25 protein-coding genes are annotated in these 25,021 nt (G+C 60.3%); 14 read left to right on the top strand and 11 right to left on the bottom strand.

Features of this window, described 5'->3' with window-relative positions; translation table 11 throughout:
* The first annotated feature begins 130 nt into the window (after positions 1–130).
* Positions 131–1,849: a bifunctional sulfate adenylyltransferase/adenylylsulfate kinase gene (locus tag TM1040_RS07365; protein WP_011537957.1), complete on the top strand. Its 1,719-nt coding sequence runs from the start codon at positions 131–133 to the stop codon at positions 1,847–1,849.
* A 157-nt stretch (positions 1,850–2,006) separates the two neighbouring features.
* Here TM1040_RS07365 and TM1040_RS07360 read toward each other — a convergent pair whose 3' ends face one another.
* Positions 2,007–2,231 carry a YdcH family protein gene (locus tag TM1040_RS07360; protein ID WP_011537956.1) on the bottom strand — a complete coding sequence of 75 codons (225 nt, stop codon included), beginning with the start codon at positions 2,229–2,231 and terminating at the stop codon, positions 2,007–2,009.
* A gap of 195 nt (positions 2,232–2,426) precedes the next feature.
* Here TM1040_RS07360 and TM1040_RS07355 point away from each other — a divergent pair, with 195 nt between their 5' ends.
* The 4 genes from TM1040_RS07355 (at position 2,427) to TM1040_RS07340 (ending at position 5,437) form a co-directional block, all read left to right on the top strand.
* Complete coding sequence (locus TM1040_RS07355) at positions 2,427–2,840, top strand: Hsp20 family protein (RefSeq protein ID WP_005616528.1); 414 nt, start codon at positions 2,427–2,429, stop codon at positions 2,838–2,840.
* A 3-nt stretch (positions 2,841–2,843) separates the two neighbouring features.
* Positions 2,844–3,068: a DUF1150 family protein gene (locus TM1040_RS07350; protein WP_011537955.1), complete on the top strand. Its 225-nt coding sequence runs from the start codon at positions 2,844–2,846 to the stop codon at positions 3,066–3,068.
* A 250-nt stretch (positions 3,069–3,318) separates the two neighbouring features.
* Complete coding sequence (locus tag TM1040_RS07345; protein WP_011537954.1) at positions 3,319–4,803, top strand: inorganic phosphate transporter; 1,485 nt, start codon at positions 3,319–3,321, stop codon at positions 4,801–4,803.
* 103 nt (positions 4,804–4,906) lie between these two features.
* Positions 4,907–5,437, top strand: coding sequence for a DUF6653 family protein (locus TM1040_RS07340; RefSeq protein ID WP_011537953.1), 531 nt, complete (start codon positions 4,907–4,909; stop codon positions 5,435–5,437).
* Here TM1040_RS07340 and TM1040_RS07335 read toward each other — a convergent pair.
* Both TM1040_RS07335 and TM1040_RS07330 read right to left on the bottom strand, forming a co-directional pair.
* The gene (locus TM1040_RS07335; RefSeq protein ID WP_254658858.1) at positions 5,419–5,706 is read right to left on the bottom strand and encodes a GFA family protein; all 288 of its coding nucleotides are present in this window, start codon (positions 5,704–5,706) and stop codon (positions 5,419–5,421) included. The genes TM1040_RS07340 and TM1040_RS07335 overlap by 19 nt on opposite strands.
* 248 nt (positions 5,707–5,954) lie before the next feature.
* Positions 5,955–6,845, bottom strand: coding sequence for a PhzF family phenazine biosynthesis protein (locus TM1040_RS07330; protein WP_011537951.1), 891 nt, complete (start codon positions 6,843–6,845; stop codon positions 5,955–5,957).
* A gap of 249 nt (positions 6,846–7,094) precedes the next feature.
* Between TM1040_RS07330 and purE the strand changes: the two genes are divergently transcribed.
* Positions 7,095–7,583, top strand: coding sequence for a 5-(carboxyamino)imidazole ribonucleotide mutase (gene purE, locus TM1040_RS07325; protein ID WP_011537950.1), 489 nt, complete (start codon positions 7,095–7,097; stop codon positions 7,581–7,583).
* Complete coding sequence (locus tag TM1040_RS07320) at positions 7,576–8,673, top strand: 5-(carboxyamino)imidazole ribonucleotide synthase (protein WP_011537949.1); 1,098 nt, start codon at positions 7,576–7,578, stop codon at positions 8,671–8,673. The genes purE and TM1040_RS07320 overlap by 8 nt, the downstream gene beginning before the upstream one ends.
* A 200-nt stretch (positions 8,674–8,873) precedes the next feature.
* Here TM1040_RS07320 and TM1040_RS07315 read toward each other — a convergent pair whose 3' ends face one another.
* The 7 genes from TM1040_RS07315 to TM1040_RS07285 form a co-directional block, all read right to left on the bottom strand.
* Positions 8,874–10,031, bottom strand: coding sequence for an alpha-D-ribose 1-methylphosphonate 5-triphosphate diphosphatase (locus TM1040_RS07315; protein ID WP_011537948.1), 1,158 nt, complete (start codon positions 10,029–10,031; stop codon positions 8,874–8,876).
* Between the two features lie 3 nt (positions 10,032–10,034).
* The gene (locus tag TM1040_RS07310; protein ID WP_011537947.1) at positions 10,035–10,841 is read right to left on the bottom strand and encodes an esterase/lipase family protein; all 807 of its coding nucleotides are present in this window, start codon (positions 10,839–10,841) and stop codon (positions 10,035–10,037) included.
* A 9-nt stretch (positions 10,842–10,850) separates the two neighbouring features.
* Positions 10,851–11,744 carry a DMT family transporter gene (locus TM1040_RS07305; protein ID WP_011537946.1) on the bottom strand — a complete coding sequence of 298 codons (894 nt, stop codon included), beginning with the start codon at positions 11,742–11,744 and terminating at the stop codon, positions 10,851–10,853.
* A gap of 169 nt (positions 11,745–11,913) precedes the next feature.
* A complete protein-coding gene (locus tag TM1040_RS07300; protein WP_044026674.1) occupies positions 11,914–12,168 on the bottom strand; it encodes a hypothetical protein in 255 nt (84 codons plus the stop codon).
* 582 nt (positions 12,169–12,750) lie between these two features.
* Complete coding sequence (groL, locus tag TM1040_RS07295; RefSeq protein ID WP_005616555.1) at positions 12,751–14,394, bottom strand: chaperonin GroEL; 1,644 nt, start codon at positions 14,392–14,394, stop codon at positions 12,751–12,753.
* Between the two features lie 60 nt (positions 14,395–14,454).
* Positions 14,455–14,742 (bottom strand): co-chaperone GroES, encoded by a 288-nt coding sequence (locus TM1040_RS07290; protein WP_011537943.1) that lies wholly within the window; start codon positions 14,740–14,742, stop codon positions 14,455–14,457.
* Between the two features lie 274 nt (positions 14,743–15,016).
* Positions 15,017–15,706, bottom strand: coding sequence for a DUF2161 domain-containing phosphodiesterase (locus TM1040_RS07285; RefSeq protein WP_193339804.1), 690 nt, complete (start codon positions 15,704–15,706; stop codon positions 15,017–15,019).
* Between the two features lie 198 nt (positions 15,707–15,904).
* Here TM1040_RS07285 and TM1040_RS07280 point away from each other — a divergent pair, with 198 nt between their 5' ends.
* The 3 genes from TM1040_RS07280 (at position 15,905) to TM1040_RS07270 (ending at position 18,969) form a co-directional block, all read left to right on the top strand.
* Positions 15,905–16,855 carry a TraB/GumN family protein gene (locus tag TM1040_RS07280; protein ID WP_049763260.1) on the top strand — a complete coding sequence of 317 codons (951 nt, stop codon included), beginning with the start codon at positions 15,905–15,907 and terminating at the stop codon, positions 16,853–16,855.
* Positions 16,852–17,913 carry a TraB/GumN family protein gene (locus tag TM1040_RS07275; RefSeq protein WP_011537940.1) on the top strand — a complete coding sequence of 354 codons (1,062 nt, stop codon included), beginning with the start codon at positions 16,852–16,854 and terminating at the stop codon, positions 17,911–17,913. The genes TM1040_RS07280 and TM1040_RS07275 overlap by 4 nt, the downstream gene beginning before the upstream one ends.
* Before the next feature lie 135 nt (positions 17,914–18,048).
* Positions 18,049–18,969 carry a manganese-dependent inorganic pyrophosphatase gene (locus TM1040_RS07270; protein WP_011537939.1) on the top strand — a complete coding sequence of 307 codons (921 nt, stop codon included), beginning with the start codon at positions 18,049–18,051 and terminating at the stop codon, positions 18,967–18,969.
* A 118-nt stretch (positions 18,970–19,087) separates the two neighbouring features.
* Here the strand turns inward: TM1040_RS07270 and TM1040_RS07265 are convergent, their stop codons facing one another.
* Positions 19,088–19,852: a M48 family metalloprotease gene (locus tag TM1040_RS07265; protein WP_166485528.1), complete on the bottom strand. Its 765-nt coding sequence runs from the start codon at positions 19,850–19,852 to the stop codon at positions 19,088–19,090.
* 354 nt (positions 19,853–20,206) lie between these two features.
* On the opposite strand from TM1040_RS07265, the gene TM1040_RS07260 reads away from it, so the two are divergent.
* The 4 genes from TM1040_RS07260 to TM1040_RS07245 all read left to right on the top strand — a co-directional run bounded on the left by TM1040_RS07260 (position 20,207) and on the right by TM1040_RS07245 (position 24,973).
* Positions 20,207–22,315 carry a DEAD/DEAH box helicase gene (locus tag TM1040_RS07260; RefSeq protein ID WP_044026673.1) on the top strand — a complete coding sequence of 703 codons (2,109 nt, stop codon included), beginning with the start codon at positions 20,207–20,209 and terminating at the stop codon, positions 22,313–22,315.
* A 151-nt stretch (positions 22,316–22,466) separates the two neighbouring features.
* Positions 22,467–23,342, top strand: a complete 876-nt coding sequence (locus tag TM1040_RS07255; protein WP_011537936.1) for a TIGR01459 family HAD-type hydrolase — start codon at positions 22,467–22,469, stop codon at positions 23,340–23,342.
* Positions 23,343–23,544: 202 nt separating this feature from the next.
* Positions 23,545–23,988: a MaoC family dehydratase gene (locus TM1040_RS07250; protein WP_011537935.1), complete on the top strand. Its 444-nt coding sequence runs from the start codon at positions 23,545–23,547 to the stop codon at positions 23,986–23,988.
* Positions 23,989–24,097: 109 nt separating this feature from the next.
* Positions 24,098–24,973 (top strand): hypothetical protein, encoded by an 876-nt coding sequence (locus TM1040_RS07245; protein ID WP_011537934.1) that lies wholly within the window; start codon positions 24,098–24,100, stop codon positions 24,971–24,973.
* The last annotated feature ends 48 nt before the right edge of the window (positions 24,974–25,021 follow it).

Below are 25,021 nucleotides of genomic sequence, written 5' to 3'. Positions count from 1 at the left end.
TTGAAACACGTCACATTAGGCACACAGCGTCCTTTTTCTTTGGCGGTCCTAGACATTCCTTTGCCCGAGGGAGTATTGCCCGACACAGCGCTGCCATCGCCCGAGCGACGCAAGACGAGAGAGATTTATTATGCCAATGTCGAGTAATTTGGCTCCGATCCCGGAGCTGTATGTGTCATATGATTCCGCGCAGAAACTCAAGGTCGAAGCGGCGGATCTGACCAGCCACGACCTCACCCCGCGCCAGATCTGCGACCTGGAACTGTTGATGAACGGCGGGTTCAACCCGCTCAAGGGCTTCCTCTCCGAAGAGGACTACAACGGCGTCGTGGAAAACATGCGCCTTGCGGATGGCCAACTTTGGCCGATGCCGATCACCCTTGATGTCACCGAAGATTTTGCCGCCTCCATCGAGATCGGTCAGGATATTGCCCTGCGCGATCAGGAAGGCGTGATCCTGGCGACCATGACCGTCACCGACCGTTGGGAGCCCAACAAGTCCCGCGAGGCTGAAAAGGTCTTTGGTGCTGATGACGAGGCGCATCCGGCGGTGAATTACCTGCACAACACTGCAGGCAAAATCTACCTCGGCGGACCGGTGACCGGCATCCAGCAACCCGTCCACTATGACTTCCGCGCCCGTCGCGATACTCCCAACGAGCTGCGCGCCTATTTCCGCAAGCTCGGCTGGCGCAAGGTTGTGGCCTTCCAGACTCGTAACCCGTTGCACCGCGCCCACCAGGAGCTGACCTTCCGCGCCGCGCGTGAAGCACAGGCCAACCTGCTCATCCATCCTGTTGTCGGCATGACCAAACCAGGCGATGTGGACCACTTCACCCGCGTGCGCTGCTACGAGGCGGTGCTGGACAAATACCCGGCGGCCACCACCTCCATGTCGCTCTTGAACCTTGCGATGCGCATGGCTGGCCCGCGTGAGGCCGTCTGGCATGGTATCATCCGCAAGAACCACGGCTGCACACATTTCATCGTGGGCCGCGATCACGCAGGCCCGGGCAAGAACTCTGCCGGTGAAGATTTCTATGGCCCCTATGACGCGCAGGACCTGTTCCGCGCCCATCAGGAAGAAATCGGCATCGAAATGGTCGACTTCAAGCACATGGTCTATGTGCAGGAGCGGGCCCAGTACGAGCCCGCCGACGAAATTGCCGACAAGGATGACGTCACCATCCTCAACATCTCCGGCACCGAATTGCGCCGCCGTCTGGCCGAAGGTCTGGAAATCCCCGAGTGGTTCTCCTTCCCCGAGGTTGTGGCCGAGCTGCGCAAAACCAAGCCGCCGCGCGCGCAGCAGGGCTTTACCGTCTTCTTCACCGGGTTCTCCGGCTCGGGCAAATCCACCATTGCAAACGCCTTGATGGTCAAGCTGATGGAAATGGGTGGCCGTCCGGTCACGCTTCTGGATGGGGACATCGTGCGCAAGAACCTCAGCTCCGAGCTGGGCTTCTCCAAAGAGCACCGCGATCTCAACATCAAGCGCATCGGCTATGTCGCCTCCGAGATCACCAAGAACGGCGGTATCGCCATCTGTGCGCCGATCGCGCCTTATGCAGCCACCCGTCGTCACGTGCGCGAAGAGATCGAACAGTTCGGCGCCTTCGTTGAGGTTCACGTCGCAACCACGATCGAAGAATGCGAACGCCGTGACCGCAAGGGGCTCTACAAGCTCGCACGTGAAGGCAAGATCAAGGAATTCACCGGGATTTCCGATCCCTACGACGTGCCGCAGAACCCTGAACTTCGCGTTGAGACCGAGAATGTCGAAGTCGACAACTGCGCCCATCAGGTGCTGCTGAAGCTTGAGAGCATGGGTCTCATCAACGGCAACTGATCCTTGTATTCAGAAAAGAACAACGGCCCGTCTTGCGCGGGCCGTTTTTTTGTCTCTGAACATGCGGGCTGTGACGTCGAGTTCGGGGCTCCCAAGTATAATCAGGACCGCCGCCAACCGCCGAGCGACTGGCCGGTATCACCGGGATGTCGCGCCCTCAGGCGATGATGTCGGGGAGCAGCCGATCCTCGATCAGCGCGATCTTGTCCTTGAGCACCAGTTTCTGCTTTTTCAGACGCCGGATCGTCAGCGCATCCGCAGTGCCTTTTTCCTCCAGAGCCTCAATCGCTTCATCGAGGTCGCGATGCTCTCTGCGAAACACCTCCAACTCGACACGGAGGACATCTTCGTTGGCCATGGCCAGATCAGACCGCTTGTTCATTTGCGACTCTTGTTAAGGACAGTGAAACATTCGCCATATTATGCTCCCTTGGATCGCAGCGCTAGGGGCGACTGTCGGCACAAAGGTGAACCCGGGACTTGTGAAACGGCAAAAACATCCCATATCTTATAGCACAGCGGTTGCCAGATTGGGACCGCAAGAAACCGTCGCTTTCGAATTAAGGACGAAGATACAGTGTCGAAACTTACCTTGGGCTCATACCCTCACATGCTGGGCTTCGAGCAACTGGAACGCCTGCTAGAGCGCTCTGCCAAATCTGGCAATGAGGGCTATCCTCCCTACAATATCGAACAGACATCTGACCATTCCTACCGCATCACCCTCGCTGTGGCCGGATTCGCGGAAGAGGATCTGGCGATTACGGTCGAGGACAGGCAGCTGGTGATTCGTGGCCGACAGCGTGACGACTCGGACGGGCGCATCTTCCTGCATCGTGGGATCGCCGCACGCCAGTTTCAGCGCATGTTCGTTCTCGCGGATGGCGTCGAAGTCGGGGAAGCCGTGATGGAGAACGGACTGCTTCATGTGGATCTCACGCGCTCACGTCCCGAAACCGTTGTGCAAACCATCAATATCAAAAAGGGGTAAATCATGCAGACACCTGTAGAAATGGCTCAGGCTGGCGGTCGCACCGTCTACGTCAAGACTGTTGCAGTCGCCGATCTGCCCAAGGATGTGCAGGCCTCCGTACCCGGTCGCACCCAGCTCTATGCTGTTCACGATGAGGCCGGCGAGCAGCTCGCGCTTGTCGCCGATCGCAAGATGGCCTTCGTGCTGGCGCGCCAGCATGACTACGCGCCGGTTGCCGTGCACTGATCTATCACGCATTTTTTTTCGCAGCCCCTCGCTGGCCGCATCAGCCCCCGCCCCCGAAAACGGTGCGGGGGCTTTATTCTGTGCGATGCCAATGGGTTCCGTCCAGACATCTCCCGACCCGACTGCCGCGGCAGCGGTTCCAACGCCTGCGGATCAACAGGAACTCCTTCAGGGCAAGGCGGCATATACGTTGCCCGGGTGTCACAAAACCGTTACAGACGCGGCGCGCAAAAACGAATGGAGAGGACGGGTGTCCCAAAACGATCTAGAGCCGCGTCACCTTGAAACCCTGGACCGCGACCTTGATCGCCTGTCCTCGCTGGAACAGGCGACAGCCTATGTGGGGCGGTCGAATGTCGGGCTTGGTCTCGCCTTCATGTTCATCCTGATCGTCGCTGCAGCGACCGGATTGATGCTCGGCAGTGCCGACAACACGTTTATCATCGTGATCGCCGCCGCCTTTGGCGCCTATATGGCGCTCAATATTGGGGCCAATGATGTGGCCAACAACATGGGTCCTGCGGTTGGGGCAAACGCCATGTCGATGGGCTTTGCCATCGTGGTTGCGGCCATCTTTGAGAGCGCGGGCGCCCTGATTGCGGGCGGAGATGTGGTTTCGACCATCGCCAAAGGGATCATCTCGCCCGATACCATGGCGACCTCTTCGATGTTCATCGCCGCTATGCTTGCCGCCCTTCTGGCCTCGGCACTCTGGGTCAACCTTGCAACCTGGATCGGTGCACCTGTTTCCACCACGCATGCGGTTGTAGGGGGCGTCATGGGCGCCGGGATCGCGGCCGCCGGTTTTGCCGCCGTGAACTGGAGTAAAATGAGCGCAATCGCCGCCAGCTGGGTGATCTCGCCGCTCTTGGGTGGACTGATCGCGGCCGGGTTCCTGTGGCTCATCAAGTCGCGCATCATCTACCGCGAAGACAAGATTTCTGCAGCGCGCACCTGGGTCCCCATTCTGGTGGGCATCATGGCGGGAGCATTCGCCTCTTACCTCGCGGTCAAAGGCCTGAAAAAGCTCATCAAAATTGACCTCTCGCATTCACTGATGATTGGTCTTGTGGTTGCGCTTCTGGTCTGGATGCTCATGATCCCCGTGATCCGCAAACAGTCGAAGGGATTGGAGAACAGAAACAAATCGCTGAAGGTGCTCTTCTCGATCCCACTGATTGTCTCGGCGGCCCTGCTGAGCTTTGCGCATGGTGCAAACGATGTGGCAAACGCGGTTGGACCGCTTGCGGCAATCGTGCAGGCGTCGACCTCTGGGGATTTCACCCATGCAGTCTCAATCCCTTTCTGGGTGATGATTATCGGGGCCTTCGGGATTTCCTTTGGTCTCTTCCTGTTTGGCCCCAAACTGATCCGCATGGTGGGCAGCCAGATCACCAAACTGAACCCGATGCGGGCATATTGCGTGGCGCTGTCTGCGGCCATCACGGTGATCGTGGCAAGCTGGCTCGGCCTTCCGGTGAGCTCCACACATATCGCGATTGGCGGCGTCTTTGGCGTTGGATTCTTCCGCGAATGGGACACAGAGCGCCGCATGCGCAAGTCTAAGGCCGTCAAGGCAGATGCGCCCAACGTAGGCCCCGAAGAGCGCCGCCGCCGCAAACTGGTGCGACGCTCACATTTCCTGACCATCATCGCGGCCTGGGTCATCACCGTCCCCGCTGCCGCGACGCTCTCTGGGGTGTTGTTCGTGCTGATCAACCGGATGGTGGGATAAGTCCCCCCTTCCCCATCGATTTTGATGCGGCCCGCCCCACTGGCGGGTCGTTTTCTTTTCAGGTCAGGCTTCCTATGATCGCATTCAACAGGAGCACATAAGCATGGCCACCAAAGACACATTCGAGCGGACCGAAGCGATGATGGGCATGACCCCCGAAATCTGGGCGCGCCATGCAAACCCGTGGAGTGGCTGGACACGGCTAACAATCCTGCCCCTGTTTGCCCTCGCAGTCTGGAGCCGCGTCTGGCTTGGCTGGGGCGCCCTTGTCCCTGTTGTGCTTGTTCTGATCTGGACCTGGCTCAATCCGCGCATCTTTCCCCGACCGAAGCGCACGGACAACTGGATGTCACGCGGTGTTCAGGGAGAGCAGATCTGGCTGCGCCACAAGACCGCGCCAGAACTCAGCCATCACCTTGCCGTCGTCCGCCAGATCACGCTTCTGAGTGCGGCCGGGGCGCTGGCCTATCTTGTGGGACTTATCCTGTTGTGGCCCGGTCTTACGCTGACTGGGCTTTGTATCGCGAGTCTTGGCAAACTGTGGATGCTTGATCGCATGGTCTGGGTCCTCGCGGATGTTCAGCACTCAGGCACTCTCGCCCATGACGACGCGGATCAAGACGTCACGGGGTGACCCTCAAACTGCTCCGCGCTGTCGCAGATTTCGTACCAGGACGGTTTCTCCGCAACAAACTCGTGAAAGCGGTTGCGTATCTCGAGGTCACCATCAAGGACCTGAGCCGAAATCGGAAAGCTCTCTTCTGTTGACAGGATCTCTCCGAGAGAGGTGCCGCAGGTTTTGCAGAAACAGCGCGGATATTTATAGGGGGCCTCGGGCTGATATACCGCGACATTCTCGCGCCCTCGCCGCCAGATCAGAGTGTCGCGGCGAATAAACACCATGACGTTTGCCCCCAGCTTTCGACAGCGCGTGCAATGGCATGTCCCCATCATGGAGGGGGGCGCGCTCAGCGCGAATTGCACATTCCCGCAACAGCAGCTTCCTTCAATCATTTCTTGCTCCCAATATCGGCCGGTCAGATCGGCAATGGATAGGAACATATCATGAACATGAGCCCAGCACTAGCTGTAAAGACGCCCGAAGCCCAGCGGCCTGCGCGGCGCCTGGGGGCTCTGAAAACTGCGCGGGGTCAGGTCTGTAAACTCGTTGGCAGGCCGACCTCTCCACGCATCAAAACAAAACCGCGCCCCCCGACGCGAATGCCCTTCGGGGCTGACCGGTCCCCGACGAGGGCGACATGAGCTTCGCCCGGGCGATCCATCAGGTGTCCCTGCTCTGCTACAAACACGGCTTTGTCCATCAAGCCATGATGCCAAAGATAAGCCGCCATAGCGCCCGTTGCAGAGCCCGTAAACGGATCCTCCGGCGGGCTTGGCGGCAGCATGAGCAGTCGCGAAAACGTATCGCCTGTTGGGGTGAACCCATCAAGCGTCACGAGGAAAGGCTCCATTACATCGCTGCCATCGGCACCAAGGGCGCGCCCAAGTGGCTCCATCGCGACCGCGTCGAGGCGCGCAGCACGCAGACTGTCGAGATCTTTCAGCACGGTAATACAAAACGGCAGCCCCGTAGACACGAGCTGCGGCTGACCGAGGATTGCTGTTTCCGGCAGGCTGATCGCTGCAGCAACAAGTGCTCGATCCGGGGTCACGCCGAACTGGGGCGCGACCTGCTGCATTACGATGAGATCGTCTTCGAGATCGACTGGAACGATGCCCGCACCTGTCTCGAGCGTGATGCGCTGGCCCGAGATCAGCCCGCGATCCCGCATGGCGGCGACCGTCGCGATGGTTGGGTGACCGGCAAAGGGGATCTCTCGGCTGGCGAGGAAATAGCGCACCTTGATGTCCGCGACCTCAGACGGGCCGGTGAAGGTGCATTCTACCAGCGAGGTTTCGCGCACATAGGCGCAGGCCACCGCCTCGGGCAGATGCGCGCCCCCATGGACCACTGCACAACCATTGCCGCCAAAGGGACGATCCGTAAAAGCGTCCACCCAATCAAACTGGAAATCCTGCATCAGTCGCGCCCTCAGAAGATGATGGGCTGCAGGCAACCATTGATCCGTATCAAGCTCAAGCCGCGCGCGCTGTGCTGATACAATTCGATGTCCCAAAGAGCTCTGGCAGGCGCCCAAAGCCTCGTTCGGCATGCTCCGCCCTGTGCCAAGACCAGAGAGTTTTGCAACTGCAGCAAATCCCCCCGCAACGCATTGCTATTTTGGTCATTTTCGCTAAGGTGCGCGCTCCTTCCACTGTAGAGGCGAGATATGGCCGACATCAAAGTAGGGATCATCATGGGGAGCCAGTCCGACTGGCCCACGATGAAGGAAGCAGCCAACATCCTTGACGAACTGGGCGTTGCCTATGAAACGCGGATCGTTTCGGCTCACCGCACGCCGGACCGGTTGTGGGACTATGGCAAGACCGCAGCAGAGCGCGGCCTGCATGTGATTATCGCAGGCGCGGGCGGCGCGGCGCATTTGCCCGGCATGATGGCGTCAAAGACCCGTGTGCCCGTGGTTGGCGTGCCCGTCCAGACCCGTGCCTTGTCCGGTGTCGACAGCCTTTATTCGATCGTGCAGATGCCCAAAGGATTTCCAGTTGCCACCATGGCGATTGGTGCCGCGGGCGCTGCCAACGCAGGCCTGATGGCCGCCGGCATTCTCGCCACCAGCGACGCCGCGCTGGCAGAACGTCTTGACGCCTGGCGCGACGCGCTTGCCGCCTCCATTCCCGAGGAGCCTACCGATGACTGATCTCGACCAAATCCTCGAACCCGGTGCCGTAATCGGCATTCTGGGCGGTGGTCAGCTTGGCCGGATGCTGTCGGTTGCAGCCTCCCGCCTTGGCTTCACCACCCACATCTACGAGCCGGCCGCGAATCCGCCTGCGGGCCATGTTGCGGATCGGGTCACAACCGCTGCCTATGAGGATGAGGCGGCCTTGCGCGCCTTTGCACAAACCGTGGATGTGATCACCTATGAGTTTGAAAATATCCCCACCTCAGCGCTCGACATTCTCGAGGATCTGAAACCGATCCGCCCCGGTCGCGAGGCGCTTCGGGTGTCGCAGGACCGCCTGACGGAAAAGACCTTTCTGCAAGAGCTTGGGCTGGCAACAGCGCCCTTTGCAGAGGTGGATGATGCCGCCAGCCTTGAAGTTGCATTGGAAAAGGTCGGCACGCCTTCGATCCTGAAAACGCGGCGTTTTGGCTATGATGGCAAGGGTCAGATGCGCATCATGCATCCCGAAGAAGCTCCGGAGGCCTTGGCCGCCATGCAAGGAGCGCCCGCGGTGCTCGAAGGGTTTGTCCCCTTCAGCCACGAGGTCTCGGTCATCGCAGCCCGCAGCCTCAATGGCAAAGTCGCCTGCTATGATCCGGGCGAGAACGTGCATCTCGAAGGCATCCTCAGCACCACCACCGTGCCCGCAAACCTCACGACGGGTCAGAGCATGGATGCGGTGCTGATGGCCGGTAAGATCCTGAACGCCCTCGATTACGTTGGTGTTCTGGCGGTCGAGATCTTTGTCACCGCGCATGGCCTAGTGGTCAATGAAATCGCCCCGCGCGTGCACAACTCGGGTCACTGGACGCAGGAAGGCTGCACCATCGACCAGTTCGAACAGCACATCCGGGCCATCACAGGCTGGACCATCGGCAATGGCGCCCGTTACGCCGATGTTGTGATGGAAAACCTGATTGGCGAGGACGTGGGACGTATCGCCGATCTTGCACGCGATCCCGATTGCGCCATTCATCTCTATGGCAAGGCCGAAACAAAGCCTGGCCGCAAGATGGGCCATGTAAACCGTGTCATCCACACCGAAGGGCGCGAGGGCTACTGACACGCCACCATCCTCTGGCGACTCCGCTGGTTTGTCTCCTGCCCCCGCGGCCGGAAGAGCGAACTGGAGGAGCCAGAGGACCGCACCACGAAGACGTCTCCTCAGGCCTGATGCCAAGGCCTATCGCAGAACCTGGCTCTGCTCGCCGCAGGCAATAAAAGTGAATGCGCTACCGCCCCGACATGCAGATGCAGCGCAACTCAGCTCAAGAAGCGCGCAGCAATAGCCCCGCTCATGTAGCTTACGCGCCCGCCTGAAAGCGTCGCCGCGACCTGATTGTTTTCGTCAAGGATCACCAGATCTGCGCGTTTCCCATCCGTCAGGACTCCACGATCGTGAAGACCAAGGATCTTTGCCGGGCCGGATGAGACCAGCGCCCAGGCCTGTTCCAAAGGCAGCAGGCCGGTTTTGGCCAGCATAAGCGCCGCACGGCGCGGGCTGGGATAGTGATAATCCGAAGCCAGCGCATCACAGAGTCCCATCGAGATCAGTTCCACCGCCGAAGCATTGCCCTTATGGCTGCCACCGCGCACCACATTCGGGGAACCGAGAATGATGTGATCTCCCGCACTCCGGGCGGCCTCTGCGGCCTCAGCGGTTTCCGGAAACTCCGAGATATGCGCGCCACGCGCGCGCCAGATTTCCCGATCCTGCGCGCTATGATCATCATGACTGCCAAAGCAGATGCCATTTTGGCGTAGAAGATTGCACAGCCTGTCCAATGCGGGGCCAACCTCGTCTCTGCGGGCGTGCATCTCAAGCAGCATCTCAAAGTGCTTTTCAGGATTTCGCCCAGCCTTGAGCGCCTGCCCCGTCAACCGCGGCGGCTTTTTCCCCTGCGCGAGCCTGTCGTGTGGGAGGTGATCGTTGAACACCACATAGGGCACCTCCCAATCAGCAATTTGCGCAGGAAGCGTGTCATAGAGGTCAAGCAGGTGGATCTCGAATCGAAGCTGAGGGATCAGATCCGTAACCAATTGGCTGCGCACCTCGCGGATGCCCTCAAAGACCTGATGTGCAAACTCGGCCCCACGCAGTCCGCCTTCCCACGACAGGAATTGCGCCAGCACTCCGGTCGTAATGCCGTTGGCAGCGAGCTCTGCCTCAGTGGCGCGGATCCCTTCGCCCATTTGCTTCATGGCGCCTCGGCGGGGGGCGACGTGGCGTTCAAACCCGTCTCCGTGCAGGTCCACAATCCCCGGAAGGAGGCGATAGCCGTTGAGATCCACCTCTCTGGCGCCTGATGCGTCTTGCAGAAGTCCGTCGGCGAGGGTCAGCGCCCCGCTGCGCTCCAGCCCATCTGCGCGCAGCACATCTGCTCCCACCAGACGCAGTGTGACGTATCCATCTTCACTCATAGCTCAGTCTACCCCGTTCAGACCGCCGTCCCAGTCGCGGCCCAATACCCCATCAAGCCAGCCAAGCGAAGGCTCAAAACGTTCGGTCTCAAGAAACTGCACAACTTGCGCGATGACGCGTGGGTTGTTCATCAGATAGGTATGGGTGACTGGAAGGATGATCTGGGTTTTCATCCCCTCGACAGCGGTGCTCGCGACAGAGACCTTGCCATCATCCGGTCCGGGCAGAAGCGCCGAGAAGACAGGGTTCAGAGACTGGCTGCCCGCGACAATTCCAACCGGATAGTCAACCGCTGGAAGGCGTTTGGGGAGGCTGTTCGGCCCGGTCCCAAGTTCCTGCCCCGCAGGCCCATGCAGCAGGTCAAAGACGGCCCAATCGCCCATCTCATCTACAAGCTCGCTGCCCTGGTTTGGCGGCGCCAGCATTACCACCCGACCAAGCGTCACGGGGCGGGTGTGCGAGAGCCAATAGCGCACCAGAATGCCGCCCATGGAATGGGTCACCAGATGCACCGGTGTCTGGGTGCAGGCATCAAAGGCGCGCGGCAGCACCGCATCCGCCAGACGCTCCACCGTATGTTCGGTCGACGGATACCCCGGGCGCACAACTTCGTAATCCCGCGCGACCAGTGCTTCCTCCATCAGCAGAAAGGAGGTCTCGGTGCGGGCCAAGCCATGCAGCAGGATAACGCAGCCCTTTGTCGGTTGCGTCACCGGTGCCTCAGGCGACGCGGGGCTGGAGGCTCCCTCCTGCGCACCCGCCTCAAAGGCGAAGGACAACAGGGCTGCGGCAAGAATGTAGCGGATCATAGGTTGTACTTAGGCGTTCGGCGGGGATCCCGAAAGCCCCTGCGCGTCTTTGCGAGGCCTCGGTTGCGGGCGGGGGCAAAGGATCACCAAGCCGATCCCTCCAAGCACAACGAATGTACCAAGCATCAAACGCGCTCCGACAGGTTCACCAAGGATCAGCGCCCCGAAAAGTATCGCAATAACCGGAACGCTCAATTGAACTGTGGCCGCAACCGGGGCGGACAGCTGCGGCAGGACGCGATACCAGAGCGCATAGCCCAGTCCCGAGGTGACAGCGCCCGACACGACGGCCAGAACGCAGCCAAACACCGAGATCACCGTGCCGCCCCCCGCGAGCCAGACAAAGGGCAGGATCAGGCCCGTGGCCAACAAGAAGTTCACTGCACTGGCCGCCAGCGGCACCTGCGCCGCACGGCCAACCAGGCTGTAGATCCCCCAACCGAGCCCCCCTGCCCCCATCAACAGCACGGCCCAGAGTGGCGCCTCGATCTCTGCGCTGGGCCACACCACATATGCAAGCCCCGCAAGAGCGATGGACGCCCCTGCAATCTGCAGCATCGACACCGGCTGACGGGACAGCAGACTCCATCCGAACATCGAGATCTGCACGACCCCAAACAGGATCAGCGCCCCCAAACCAGCATCCAGCGCAACGTAGGCCATTGAAAATCCTACCATATAGAGGGTGAGCGAGGCGCCCCCTGCCAGCGACCGGCGCCAGGCTTCACGCGGGCGCCGCCCCTGTAAGGCGCACAAGGCCCAGAGCATCGCTGCCCCCGATGCCAGCCGCAGCAGGCCAAATCCAGTCGCATCCATGTGACCCGGCCCAATGGCCCAGCGCCCGAGAATTGAGTTCGCCGCAAAGGCGATCATCACAAGAGTGGTCAGGGCGATCAGCCGCATATCCAAGGTCCGTCCCTACGATGTCTCGTGGCTCCAATGCCCGGGCGCACCCAGCCCACCATCGCGCTGCTTGTCAAGCAATGGCGGGACACAATCCTGTGGTTTGGGCCCCAATTATGAGATCTTGCCCCGGAGCGGAGGCGTTTGTCGGCTCCGGGGCAAGATGCGGTCAATAGAGCGGTGGCGGATACCACTCAGGCGGCTCGACGCGATCCGTTCTCGCGGGCAGGCCAACATCAGCACGCAAATGCGCGCTTAGCGGCATGTCGATGACGCCCGCGCGCGCGGGCCGTGCGATCAGGACTAGTCTGACGGCAAGCGCCAGCCGCCGCATCAAGCTCAGCCCCCGAAAGTGGTCCTCCACGACGAGACGCGCGAGCATTGGTTTGGGTGCCATATGTGGCAGGGCAGGATGATCTAACATTTTGGTATTCCCCACAATCGGGGCTCCTTTGATATGTTATCTGTTGAAATGACGTCTCCTGACCCGCGGAAAAAAAACGAGTCCCCTTGGCCAGCACATGTGCGGGCCATGTAAGACACATGACCAACCGCAGCCGAAACTGCGACAAGGGGTCAGAGATCAGTCAAAGGGTGAAAGAGTGTTCAGCTCAAACCAGAGCCAGATGGATCAGGTCACGACCAGCAGGTGCCTGCCATATGGCCCGTTTGCGGGCTGCCATAAGCACGGCTTCCGCGGCCTTGATCGGTCCATACAACGCCGGAGCGCAGCTTGATTACAATATTCATCATAGTGCCTCCGTCAGTTTGGGGTTGAACACGGAGCGTGTCGTAACACAGGGTTACAAATTTCCAGAAGCGCGAAATTGTCCTGACACAATGCGCTGTGACATTTGAAACACGACCGCGCCCCCTCTTTTTTTGGGGGGATGCTGCACTCCGCCCCCCAAAAAACACCGAACAGAGGTCAGGCAGCAAAAAAGGGCCGCCCGAAGGCGACCCTTTCGACCCCGAAGGGTCATCATCCAAGACTGGATGGCGTGACTTACATCATGCCGCCCATGCCGCCCATGTCGGGCATGCCACCTGCAGGTGCCGCGCCTTCTTTGGCGGGCTTGTCTGCAACCATGGCTTCGGTTGTGATCAGCAGACCGGCGATGGAGGCTGCGTCTTCCAGCGCGGTGCGGGTCACTTTGGCCGGATCGATCACACCAAAGGAGAACATGTCGCCATATTCTTCGGTCTGAGCGTTGAAGCCGAAGTTCTTGTCTTCGGACTCACGGATCTTGCCTGCAACCACGGCGCCGTCGACGCCTGCGTTCTCAGCGATCTGACGCAGCGGTGCTTCGAGCGCGCGGCGCACGATTGCGATGCCTGCGTTCTGGTCTGCGTTGACACCGGTGAGACCTTCGAGGGACTTGCCAGCCTGAACCAGAGCAACACCACCACCGACGATCACGCCTTCCTGCACAGCTGCGCGGGTTGCGTTCAGAGCATCGTCCACACGGTCTTTGCGCTCTTTCACTTCGACTTCGGTCATGCCGCCGACGCGGATCACGGCAACACCGCCTGCCAGTTTGGCAACGCGCTCTTGCAGCTTCTCACGGTCGTAGTCGGAAGTGGTTTCTTCGATCTGAGCGCGGATCTGAGCAACACGTGCTTCGATCTCTGCTTTCTCGCCCGCACCGTCAACGATGGTGGTCTCGTCTTTGGTGATCTGGATTTTCTTGGCGGTGCCAAGCATGTCCATGGTCACGGACTCGAGCTTCATGCCGAGGTCTTCGGAGATCACTTGACCGCCGGTCAGGATCGCGATGTCCTGCAGCATGGCCTTGCGGCGATCGCCGAAGCCAGGTGCCTTCACGGCTGCGATTTTCAGGCCGCCACGCAGTTTGTTCACAACCAGAGTTGCCAGCGCTTCGCCTTCGACGTCCTCAGCGATGATGAGGAGCGGCTTTTGGGATTGGATCACCTGCTCAAGGAGCGGAACCATCGGCTGCAGGGAGGAGAGTTTCTTCTCGTGCAACAGGATGAGGCAGTCTTCGAGCTCTGCGGTCATCTTGTCGGCGTTGGTCACGAAGTAGGGCGACAGGTAGCCGCGGTCGAACTGCATGCCTTCGACAACATCGGTCTCGGTTTCCAGACCTTTGTTTTCTTCAACGGTGATGACGCCGTCGTTGCCGACTTTCTGCATCGCGTCCGCGATCTGGCGGCCGATTTCAGCTTCGCCGTTCGCGGAGATGGTGCCGACCTGAGCAACTTCGTCGGAGTCTTTGACTTCGCGCGCCATGGCTTTGATCGCTTCGACAACTTTGTCGGTTGCCAGATCGATGCCACGCTTGAGGTCCATCGGGTTCAGGCCCGCTGCAACCTGCTTCAGACCTTCGCGAACGATGGACTGAGCCAGAACGGTCGCGGTGGTGGTGCCGTCACCGGCTTCGTCGTTGGTGCGGGAAGCAACTTCCTTCACCATCTGTGCGCCCATGTTCTCGAACTTGTCTTCCAGTTCGATTTCCTTGGCAACAGACACACCGTCTTTGGTGATGCGCGGTGCGCCGAAGGATTTTTCGAGAACCACGTTGCGGCCTTTGGGGCCGAGGGTCACTTTAACGGCGTCTGCGAGGGTGTTGACACCCTTCAGCATACGGTTGCGGGCATCGGTGTCGAATTTGACGTCCTTAGCAGCCATTATTCAGTCTCCTTGAGAATACTGTCTTGTTACGCGATGTGGGATGTGTCGGAGCGAGGCTCAGACGATCACACCCATGATGTCGCTCTCTTTCATCATCAGCAGCTCTTCGCCGTCGACGGTGACTTCGGTGCCGGACCATTTGCCGAACAGGATGTTGTCACCCTCTTTCACGGCCATCGCGATCAGCTCGCCGCTGTCCTTGCGCGCGCCTTCGCCACACGCGACAACAACGCCCTCGGACGGTTTTTCCTTGGCGCTGTCGGGAATGATCAGACCACCTGCGGTTTTTTCTTCGCTTTCGGTACGGCGAACCAGCACACGGTCATGAAGCGGTTTCAATGCCATCTTTGCAGCTCCTCAAAAGGCTCAAAGTGTTTTCCTTTCCCCACGCCCATCATGGGCCGCGGAGACGTTAGCACTCACCTCAGTCGAGTGCTAACTGCGGGATAGTTAGGCATAGCGAAAACGTGAGTCAACACGGGGCTGTCAGAAAATTTCAGGTTTCTTGCAAATGCCCGAGCCGCAAAACCGGCTGTGACTACGAGGGGCGCTGCCCCTCGCGCTCCCCGGGATATTTCAAGTTAGAAGAAGGCGGTCAACGCCCTCTCATATGGCCCTCTCACTTAGGTCGGGGCGTTGCGGAAACAGCTGCGGAGGCGAACCAGTCAAGCGGCTCTACGCGCCCTTTGTCGGTAAGGCCGTAGACGCCCTTCGTCACGCGTTCGAACCAGCCGTAGTGGTTGGTATAGAGCACATGCGTGGCGCGGCTGACGCCTTTGGCCTTGGCGATGTCGGCGCCGCGGGCCGGACCATGCTCCTGCAGGTAGCTGACACAGGCGAGCGCGTCCTGACGGTAGCCGGTCATCAGGCCACCACGGATTGCCCCCCCGGCATTGGGATCGCCATTGATGCGCGAAAACTCGCGCAAGAGGCGGACGCTTTTCGAGGGTGATTTGCGCGGGGCATAGGGGCCCGGATCGCAATGGACCTCGGTGCGCCCATCGGCGCGCACGGTAATCAGCCCGAGACCGAGGCGGCGACACAGTGCGAGATTGTCCTTCAAGGCCCGACGTGCGGTTTTCCCAGTTGGACGCGCCACTGCAACATAGACTGTATCCGAGACTTTCAGCCGTTCGATCGCCTGATGAAACAGGGCCAGCGAAAAACGAAGCTTGAGTTCCACAATGACGGGCGGCTCCTCGCCGCGCAGGGCGACGACATCTGCGGCCCCGATCTCGCCTTTTACCGCGTAACCTTGAGCCTCCAGCAGCGCTTTGACCGGGGCGTAGAGATCCTGTTCACGTTCCATCCCGGCCATGCTTGCCCCGGCTCGGTCTCAATGGCAATGTGTCCGAGACTGATTTTTATGCGGAATACCATGAACAGATTGCTTTCCCGCGCGCAACGCTCCGGTGACAGACGGCATGCGCTTGGCCACTCTGGTGCTGTCCCTGCCACGCTGCGGCCGTTTCTCTCGTTGATCTGTTTCTGCTTGGTCGCAGTCTGGATGGCCACGCCTCTTCGGGCCGCCTGCAGCGGCCTAGACCTGCGGGAGAGCGCCGCGCCAGGTATGTGGGCAGAGATCGAGGCGGAGATTGCCCTCACCCCGTTTGCGCGCGGGCTCAGCTGGGTCGCAACCCGCGGCGATCGTCGCCTACATATCATTGGCACCATGCATCTGAACGATCCGCGCCACGATGCGCTGGTTGCGCATATGGCGCCTGCAATTCAGGCGGCCGATGCGGTCTTGCTCGAGGTCAATCGTGCAGACAAGGCCAGACTCGAGCGCACCCTGGCTGAGACGCCATCGCTCATCTTTATCACCGAGGGGCCGACCTTGATCGACCGCCTGCCCCCAGAGGAGTGGGACGAGATCGCAGAGCGCGCCGGCGCTGCCGGAATCCCGCCTTTCATGGCGGCCAAGATGCGACCCTGGTTTCTGTCATTGTCAATGTCTGTGCCACTCTGTGCGCGCGCAATTGAGGATGTCACTGATGGGCTCGACATGAAATTGATGACCCTGGCAGAGCGCGCCGGCGTCGAAACCCTATCGCTCGAAGATCCTCTGGGCTTGTTCCAGTTGTTTGACGCCACGCCAATCGAAGAGCAGATCAAGGAACTGCGAAGCTACATCGCCATGGCAGGCGTGGGCGCGGATGATTTCTACACGATGGTGGAAAGCTATTTTGACGGGGAGGTTCAGGCCTACGTCCTTTTGCAGTTGAAGCAATTTCTCACATCAGAAAGCGACCTCTCGGTAGCAGAGCGTCAGGCGCAGGTGGATGACCTGCTGGAGGCTCTGCTCTACCAGCGCAACCGTGATTGGATCCCGGTCATAGAAGCCACTGCGGGCAACCGACTGGTGATCGCGGTGGGCGCGGCGCATCTCCCCGGAGAGGCCGGGGTGCTGGCCCTTCTCGAAGCAGAGGGTTATCAAATTGAAGAGGCGCTCCGGTGAAGTATTTAAGGGGACGCGCCACACTGATCGAACGGTGCGGGAAGGCGCTGCTGGAGTTGCGCGCGCGGGCTTTCACGGTGCTCATCGCCGCAGTGCTGATGGCGTCGCTGACCCAAGCGGCTGCAGCACGCTGTGATGGCATTGATCTTCGCCAACATCTGACCGAGAGCGCGCGCCACAAACTCGACGACGCGCTCGCCAAGGTCCCCTTCGCGGTCGGCAATCATTGGGTTGCGATAAAAGGCGATCAGCGCATCGATGTGATTGGCACGCAACACAGCGGTGATGCCCGCATGTTCCCCATCATGCGCAGGCTACGCCCGGTGATCGAGCAGGCAGATGCAATATTCCTTGAAGTCACCGAACCGCAGATGCGGGCCGCCGACACGGCGCAGGACAGCTTTGCGCGCTACTTCCTGCTGCCGCCGGGACAAAGGCTGGACCAGATGATCCCTGAAGCGGAGTGGCGACTGCTGATGGCGCGCCTTGCCCCATTTGGCATAAGTTCCGACGCGGCCGCGCGCATGCAGCCCTGGTATCTTTCGGATTTCCTCACCGGCACCGATTGCCGCAAGCGCGGCCTTGGCAGCCGGCGGGGGTTGGACGACCGCATCGAGCACGTCGCCCGAACCGCCGGCATCCCGACGTTTGGCCTGGAATCGCCCGAAGCCGGACTGGCCGCCCTTGCCTCCATGCCGCTCTCCGATCAAGTCAGGATGTTGCGTTTTGATCTGCGCAGCGAGACACGGCATCAGGATCTCTACGTCACCTTGTCGGACTCTTTCTTTGAGGGCCGCCTGACCGAAGGACGCATCTTGCTGCTGTGGATGATGTACAGAGACCTTGATGTCCCCCGGCAGGAGGTCCATCGACTGCTTGCGAGCTTTGACAGGGTCGTTCTGGAACGCCGCAACCGCACCTGGGTCAAGCGATTGCTGGCGCGCAAGGAGCCACGTCTGGTTGTGGCCGTCGGGGCTGCGCATCTGGCCGGAGACACCGGAGTCTTGAACCTGTTGCACCGCGCGGGTTATGCGCTTTCGCCCGTAGACGACCGCTAGGGGCGCCTTATTGCGCCCCAACTGCCAAGAGCTATGCACAGAGCTGAACCCAGCAGCCCGCTTGACGCGGGGTGACAAAGCTAGCGTCCCTGTTATAAGGCGCGGCAACAGACCCCGTCAGACAGGATCGTAAGTATGACTATTCAAGTTTTTGGCCATAAATCTCCCGACACCGACTCCACCGGCTCCGCAATTGTCTGGGCTTGGTATCTGAACGAAGTGAAGGGCGAAGCCGCGACCCCCGTCCTCTTGGGCGAACCCAATACCGAAGCCGCCTTCATGCTGAAGCGCTGGGGTTTCGAGCAGCCCGCCATCATCGCAGACGTCGAAGCCGATGCGCCGGTTGTGATCGTGGACACCAACAACCCCGCCGAGCTTCCCGCCTCGATCAACTCTGCCGATATCCGCGCGATCATCGACCACCACAAGCTGGTAGGCGGCCTCGAGACCAAAGGCCCGATCGACATCACCGTGCGTCCGCTCGCCTGCACCGCCACCATCATGTACGATCTGATGGGTGAAGATGCCGCGCGCATGCCGGAAAACATCAAGGGCGCAGCCCTGACCTGCATCCTGTCGGACACGCTGGAGTTCCGCTCCCCGACGACTACCGACCACGATCGCGCCGTCGCTGAAAAGCTTGCCGCCGACCTCGGCCTCAACATCACCGATTATGCAGCCGAAATGTTTGCGGCGAAATCGGACGTGTCGGCTTTCTCCGATGCCGAGCTGATCCGCATGGACTCCAAAGAATACGAAGTCGACGGCACCAAGTTCCGTGTCTCCGTTCTGGAAACCACCGCACCCGAGATCCCGCTAGGTCGCAAGGACAGCCTGATGGAGACCTTCAACACCGTCCAGACCGAAGACGGCGTCGATCAGGTGCTCCTCTTCGTGGTCGACATCCTCAAGGAAGAAGCCACGCTGCTGGTCCCCAATGATCTGGTCAAAACCGTCGCCGAAAAGAGCTTTGGCGCCTCGGTCGACGGCGATCTCGTTGTTCTGCCCGGCGTGATGTCGCGCAAGAAGCAGATCATCCCGAACCTCAAGGTCTGACCTCTCGGGCCCCGACCCTGATGACATCAATACCAAAAGCAAAGAAAGGCCCGCTGCTTCAGGCGGGCCTTTTCATTTCGGCGCGGTGAGCACGTTACAGTGTCGCCAAAACGGTCGCCTAATTGGCGGCCTTCAGTCCGACCTGCCCTTCGATCTGGGCCTTGGTGGCCAGAACGGTGGCAACACGGCGCCGGTCAGGCGGGTGAGTGCCCCAGATGGAATAGCCGCCACTGGCGCCGCGCGCGGCCTCGGAGCGGGCAAAGAACCGCGCCCCCTCGACCGGATCATATCCAGCGGCATAAGCGATCCGGGTGCCGAGAGTGTCGCTCTCCAGCTCATAAGACTGTGAATAGACAATCCCCCCGGCACTGGCGCCAACACCCATCCCCAGACCGATGGCATCACTGCTGTCGCCTACGATGCCCGCGAGCGCACCGCCGATGAGTGCGCCCGCCAGCACTTGTTGCTGCTGCTTCTCCACATGCCGGCCAATCAGGTGACCATATTCATGGGCCAAGACAAAGGCGACCTCGTCATCGCTGCCTGTATCCTGAATGAGCGGGAGTGAAATGCGGATGATCGGCTGACCATCCTGATAGGTGAAATAGGCGTTGCGCTCCTTCATCTCACGATCAATCGCGATGTCTACATTGCAGTTCACACCGGTCTGTAGTTGGAGGCAGGTCTCTCGCCCTGCTCGCATGATGCGTGGCTCCACGCGGGCGAACCGCGCCTGTGCCGCTGTGGGCGACAAGGTTTTTGGCGGCGGGCTCTGGCGCGCTTCGGCATAGAGCCGCGCGGCCGCGTCCGAATGCACACCGCCGGTATCGGGCAATTCATAGGTTGTGCCGCAGGACAGGAGGGTCAATAGCCCCGCTGTCATCAAAAGCGGCCGGGATAGGCGTGAAAAATACTGTAGCATCATATCTGTACCTCTGGACTGGCTCTGGACTGGGCGCAGCCCCAAACTCGGATTTTATTTCAAGTTATCACCCTCTGCAGCCATCACAAGACACTCTGAAAGCGCATCCTACCGCGTCGGCAATCGCCACTTATCCTGCCCCAGCCAGAGGCGCGCCATGGGGGCTCTTCGATATTTCACCGCGAATGCAACACAGCCATGCAGCGACAACAGGTGAGATGTGCTATACAAAGCCCTAGCCTTAGGTTATACGCCCGAGCTTGACCCAACGGGCGCAGGACAGTGCCCTCTTTGCGATACGAACGGACCCCCCACTTGATACCCACCTTGCAGCAGGCGCTGGAGCGCCGTGGATACACGTCTCTCACCCCTGTTCAGGAGGCGGTCTCGAACCCCGAATTGGCGGGCGCGGACCTCTTGGTATCTGCTCAGACCGGCTCTGGCAAAACCGTAGGTTTCGGGCTTGCGATTGCGCCCACCATTCTGGGCGAGGACGGCACATTTGAACGCGCCGCCAGCCCGTTGGCTCTGGTGATCGCACCGACCCGCGAGCTCGCGCTGCAGGTGAAACGCGAGTTGAGCTGGCTCTATGGTGACGCGGGGGCTGTCCTGGCCTCTTGTGTTGGCGGCATGGACATGCGCGACGAACGCCGCGCATTGGAGCGGGGGGCGCATATCGTTGTCGCCACTCCGGGCCGTCTGCGCGACCACATTACCCGTGGCTCCATCGACCTGAGCGGCGTGGCCGCTGTTGTGCTGGACGAAGCGGACGAGATGCTGGATCTCGGCTTCCGCGAGGATCTCGAGTTCATCCTCGAAGAGACCCCCGAAGACCGCCAGACGCTGTTGTTCTCGGCGACGGTGTCCAAACCCATCGCCGCGTTGGCGCAGACCTATCAAAACGATGCGCAGCGGATCTCCACGATCAACAAATCCGAACAGCACAGCGACATCTCTTATCTCGCACATGTGGTTGCACCCCATGACATCGAGAACGCGATCATCAACGTGCTGCGCTTTCACGAAGCGCCCAACGCCATTGTCTTTGCCAATACCCGCGCAGCGGTGAACCGGTTGCTGACCCGTTTGTCGAACCGTGGTTTTCAGGTCGTCGCACTCTCGGGCGAGCTGTCGCAATCCGAGCGCGCCGGTGCCCTGCAGGCCATGCGCGATGGCCGCGCCCGGATCTGCGTCGCCACCGATGTGGCCGCGCGCGGGATTGACCTGCCGAACCTCGACCTGGTGGTGCATGCCGACCTTCCATCGAGCCATGAGACCCTTCTGCACCGTTCGGGCCGGACGGGCCGCGCGGGCCGCAAAGGCGCCAGCGCCCTGATGGTCACGCCGCGCTCGGTACGCAAGGCAGAGCGCCTCCTGCGCGAAGCCAAGCTTTCGGCCGAATGGATCGATGCCCCCTCCGCCGATGAGGTTCGCGGCCGCGATCTGGAGCGAATGCTCTCTGATACGGTCTGGACCGAAGAGGCGCCCGAAAGCCAGCAGGAAACCCTCGCCAAGCTCGTCGAGAGTTTCAGCCCGGAACAACTGGCTGCAGGGTACCTGCGGCTGTGGTCCGCTGCCCGCTCCGCGCCCGAAGAACTCACGGACGTGGCCGCAATGGACACGCGGAAGAAAAAAGAAGACCGCGCGCCCTTCGGACCGTCTGTCTGGTTTGCCATCGACGGTGGCCGCGATGCCGGTGCCGACCCGCGTCGCCTACTGCCGATGCTCTGCAAGGCCGGTGGGATCGACAAAACCGCCATCGGCGCCATTCGCATCGTGGGCGACAAGAGCTATGCCGAGATCGCCGAGGACAAGGTCGAAGGCTTCATGGCAACCCTTGGCGGTGAGATGGCGCTGGATGATGGTTCTGCATTGGAGCGTCTGAGCGAAGCGCCGAACCTGCCAGAGCGCAGCAAGCCCCCCTTCCGCAAAGGCGGCGGCGGTGGACGCGGTGGCTTTGGCGGCGGCAAGCCCGGCGGCTACAAGGGCGAGCGCAAAGGCGGCGGCGATTTCAAAGGCGACCGCAAGCCTTACCGCGATCGTGACGGCGACGCTGACCGTACGGTCAAACCACGTGCGGCCAAGCCGCGCCCCCATGGGGACAAACCTGCTTTTGACAAACCCCGCGGTGATCGCTCGGAAAAGGGCAAGTTTGATAAACCCCGCTCAGACAAGCCGAGAGGGGACAAACCCTGGGGCGACAAGCCCCGGGGGGATAAGCCCCGGGGGGATAAGCCACACAGAGACAAGCCACACGGAGACAAGCCGCGCGGCGATAAGCCCAAATTCGACAAGCCCCGCGCGTCCAAACCCAAAGGGCCCCCGCCCCCAAAGGGCAAACCCAACAGCAAAAAGAACAAGGCGCGCCGGTCTGACGCCAGCAACACATCCAAACGCTTCACACCGCCGGGCCGCAAAGCCTGACCTCAGAGGTTCCAGATAAAAAGCCAGCGCCTGTGATCCGGGCGCTGGCTTTTTTCATGCTTGGTCCTTGCTTACTCCACCCCGTGCGCCCCTAGCCAAAGCCCGACGGCTCTGCCATAGGAAGAGCAATCCCAACCGTGCAGGAGGCCCCATGAGCCAGATCATCTCCGCCCTTTCCGAGGTTTCAGACCGATACAAGGCTCTGTTCGTGGATCTCTGGGGCTGCGTTCACAACGGGATCACGGCCTACCCGGACGCTGTCGCGGCCCTTCAGGCCTACCGCAAATCCGGCGGAGTGGTGGTACTGGTCACCAACTCGCCCAAACCCCGCGCAGGGGTGGCAGAGCAACTGAGCCAGTTCGGCGTCCCAGATGACGCCTATGACACCATCGCTACCTCTGGCGATTCCGCGCGCGCGGCGATGTTCACAGGTGCTGTCGGTGAAAAGGTCTACTTCATGGGCGAATGGGAGCGCGATGCCGGCTTTTTTGAGCCAATGAAGGTTATCCACGAGCCCATTGAGATCACCCGCGTCCCGCTTAAGGAAGCCGAAGGGATCGTCTGCTGCGGTCCCTTCGACACCTTGGCCGACCCGGAGGTGAACCGCGCCGATTTTCTCTATGCCAAACAGATGGGTATGAAGCTTCTTTGCGCGAATCCGGATATTATCGTCGACCGTGGCGAGGTACGCGAATGGTGCGCTGGGGCCTTGGCCAAACTTTACACCGAAATGGGGGGCGAGAGCCTCTATTTCGGCAAGCCGCATCCGCCGATCTACGATCTCGCGCGTCGTCGCCTGACGGAAATTGGCCACGATGTTTCGGACCGCGACATTCTCGCAATTGGCGACGGGCCGCACACCGACATCTCAGGCGGCATGGGTGAAGGGGTGGACACGCTGTTCATCACCGGCGGCTTGGCCGCAAAAGACACCCAAACGGCTCATCAGCCCGAGCCTGCTGCACTGGAGGCGTATCTCGCGCAGGAACAGATCGCGCCCACCTACAGCATCGGCTTTCTGCGCTAAAATCGCGACTTTTGGAGTATCTGACCCGTCTTTGCCGCAAGGTGAAGGCGGGTCTTTTGCTGTCGCCCAAAAGGCGCCCGTTGAGGCCCCTCCATATGAACTTATTTGGGCTTGACTTTCTGCAACTGCGAAGTAATTTAATTTCTCATATGATCGCAAATAGTGATTATTATTACTCTCTCAATGCAGGCAGGAGACTCAGATGCTCGACAATTTCCCCCGCGGTACCATCTGCATCGAGGACATCGAGATGGGTATGACGCGCTATCTGCGCAAACAGGTGACCGACCGTGACATTGAAATGTTTGCTGAGGTCTCCACCGATAGAAATCCCGTGCACCTGGACGAAGACTACGCGCAAGACACCATGTTTCACGGGCGTATAGCGCATGGCATGCTGACCGCCGGCCTGATTTCTGCGGTGATCGGCGAGCAACTGCCGGGCCATGGCACCATCTACATGAGCCAGAATCTCAAGTTTCTCGCCCCGGTACGACCGGGTGATCTGGTGCATGCGGAAGTCGAGGTCACCGACATCCAGATCGACAAGCGCAGGGTAAAGCTGGATTGCCGCTGCATCGTCGATGGCAAGAAGGTGCTCGTCGGAGAAGCCATGGTGATGGCGCCCTCGCGCAAGTTCGACTAACTTCTGCGCTGCGACGATCAGCGACCTCGTCACCGATAAGTTGCGATTTGACCGCAACTTTGACGCACTTTACCTATAGCAGGAGGCAAAGAGCGGACGGGTCAGAGAAATGCAGATCATCATACATGCCGGCGCGCATGGCACCGAAGAAGATCGGCTGATGAAGACCCTCTTGCGCAACAAGGAGGACCTCCTTGCGCGCGGCACCGCTGTTCCCGGCCCGGCCAAATACCGCACCCTGCTCAAAGACTGCATGTCCGCGGCGCAGCAGGGTGACCCAGCCCCCGGCGCGCGTGACTTTCTGTGGGATGCCATCCTCGAAGAAGAGACCGCAGAGCGAGTGATCCTGTCCAATCCACATTTCTTTGGCTCACAGCGCGACGCTCTGGAAGGCCAGCGCCTCTACCCCGAGGCCGAGCAGCGCTTGCTGGCGTTGCAGGCACTTTTTCCAGAGGACGAATTGCATCTCTACATGGCCATTCGCAGCCCTGTGAGTTTTCTGTCCAAGCTACTGGAAAAGGCTGGCGCCGGACGACGGCACGCAGTCCTCAACGAGACGAATCCACTGGATTTGCGCTGGTCTGCAATGGCGGCTCGCATCCGCACAGCGGTCCCCGACATCCCAATTACCCTCTGGTGTTACGAAGATTCCCCGTTCCTCTGGGCCCAAATCATGCGCGAGATGGGACATCTCAAACCCGACAGCAAGGTCAAAGGCGGCATGGATCTTCTGGCATCGATCATGACCCGCGAGGGCATGCGGCTGCTGCGTCAGTACCTCCATGATCGGCCTGAAATGACCGAAGTATACAAGCGAAAGGTCTTTGCCGCTTTCCTTGACAAATTCGCCCTTGATGAAGAGCTCGAGGAAGAGCTGGATATCCCCGACTGGTCGCCGGAGTTCATCGAGCGGATCGATCAAGCCTATGATGCTGATGTCGCGCAATTGCAGGCGATCCCAGGTGTGACCCTGCTCAGCCCCTGATAGACCCTCTGCCGGTTGCAGCGACCAAAGGTGTTTACCCGCGCGAGG

The organism is Ruegeria sp. TM1040, assembly GCF_000014065.1.
GTDB lineage: Bacteria > Pseudomonadota > Alphaproteobacteria > Rhodobacterales > Rhodobacteraceae > Epibacterium.
This window is presented reverse-complemented; position numbering and strand designations above follow the sequence as displayed.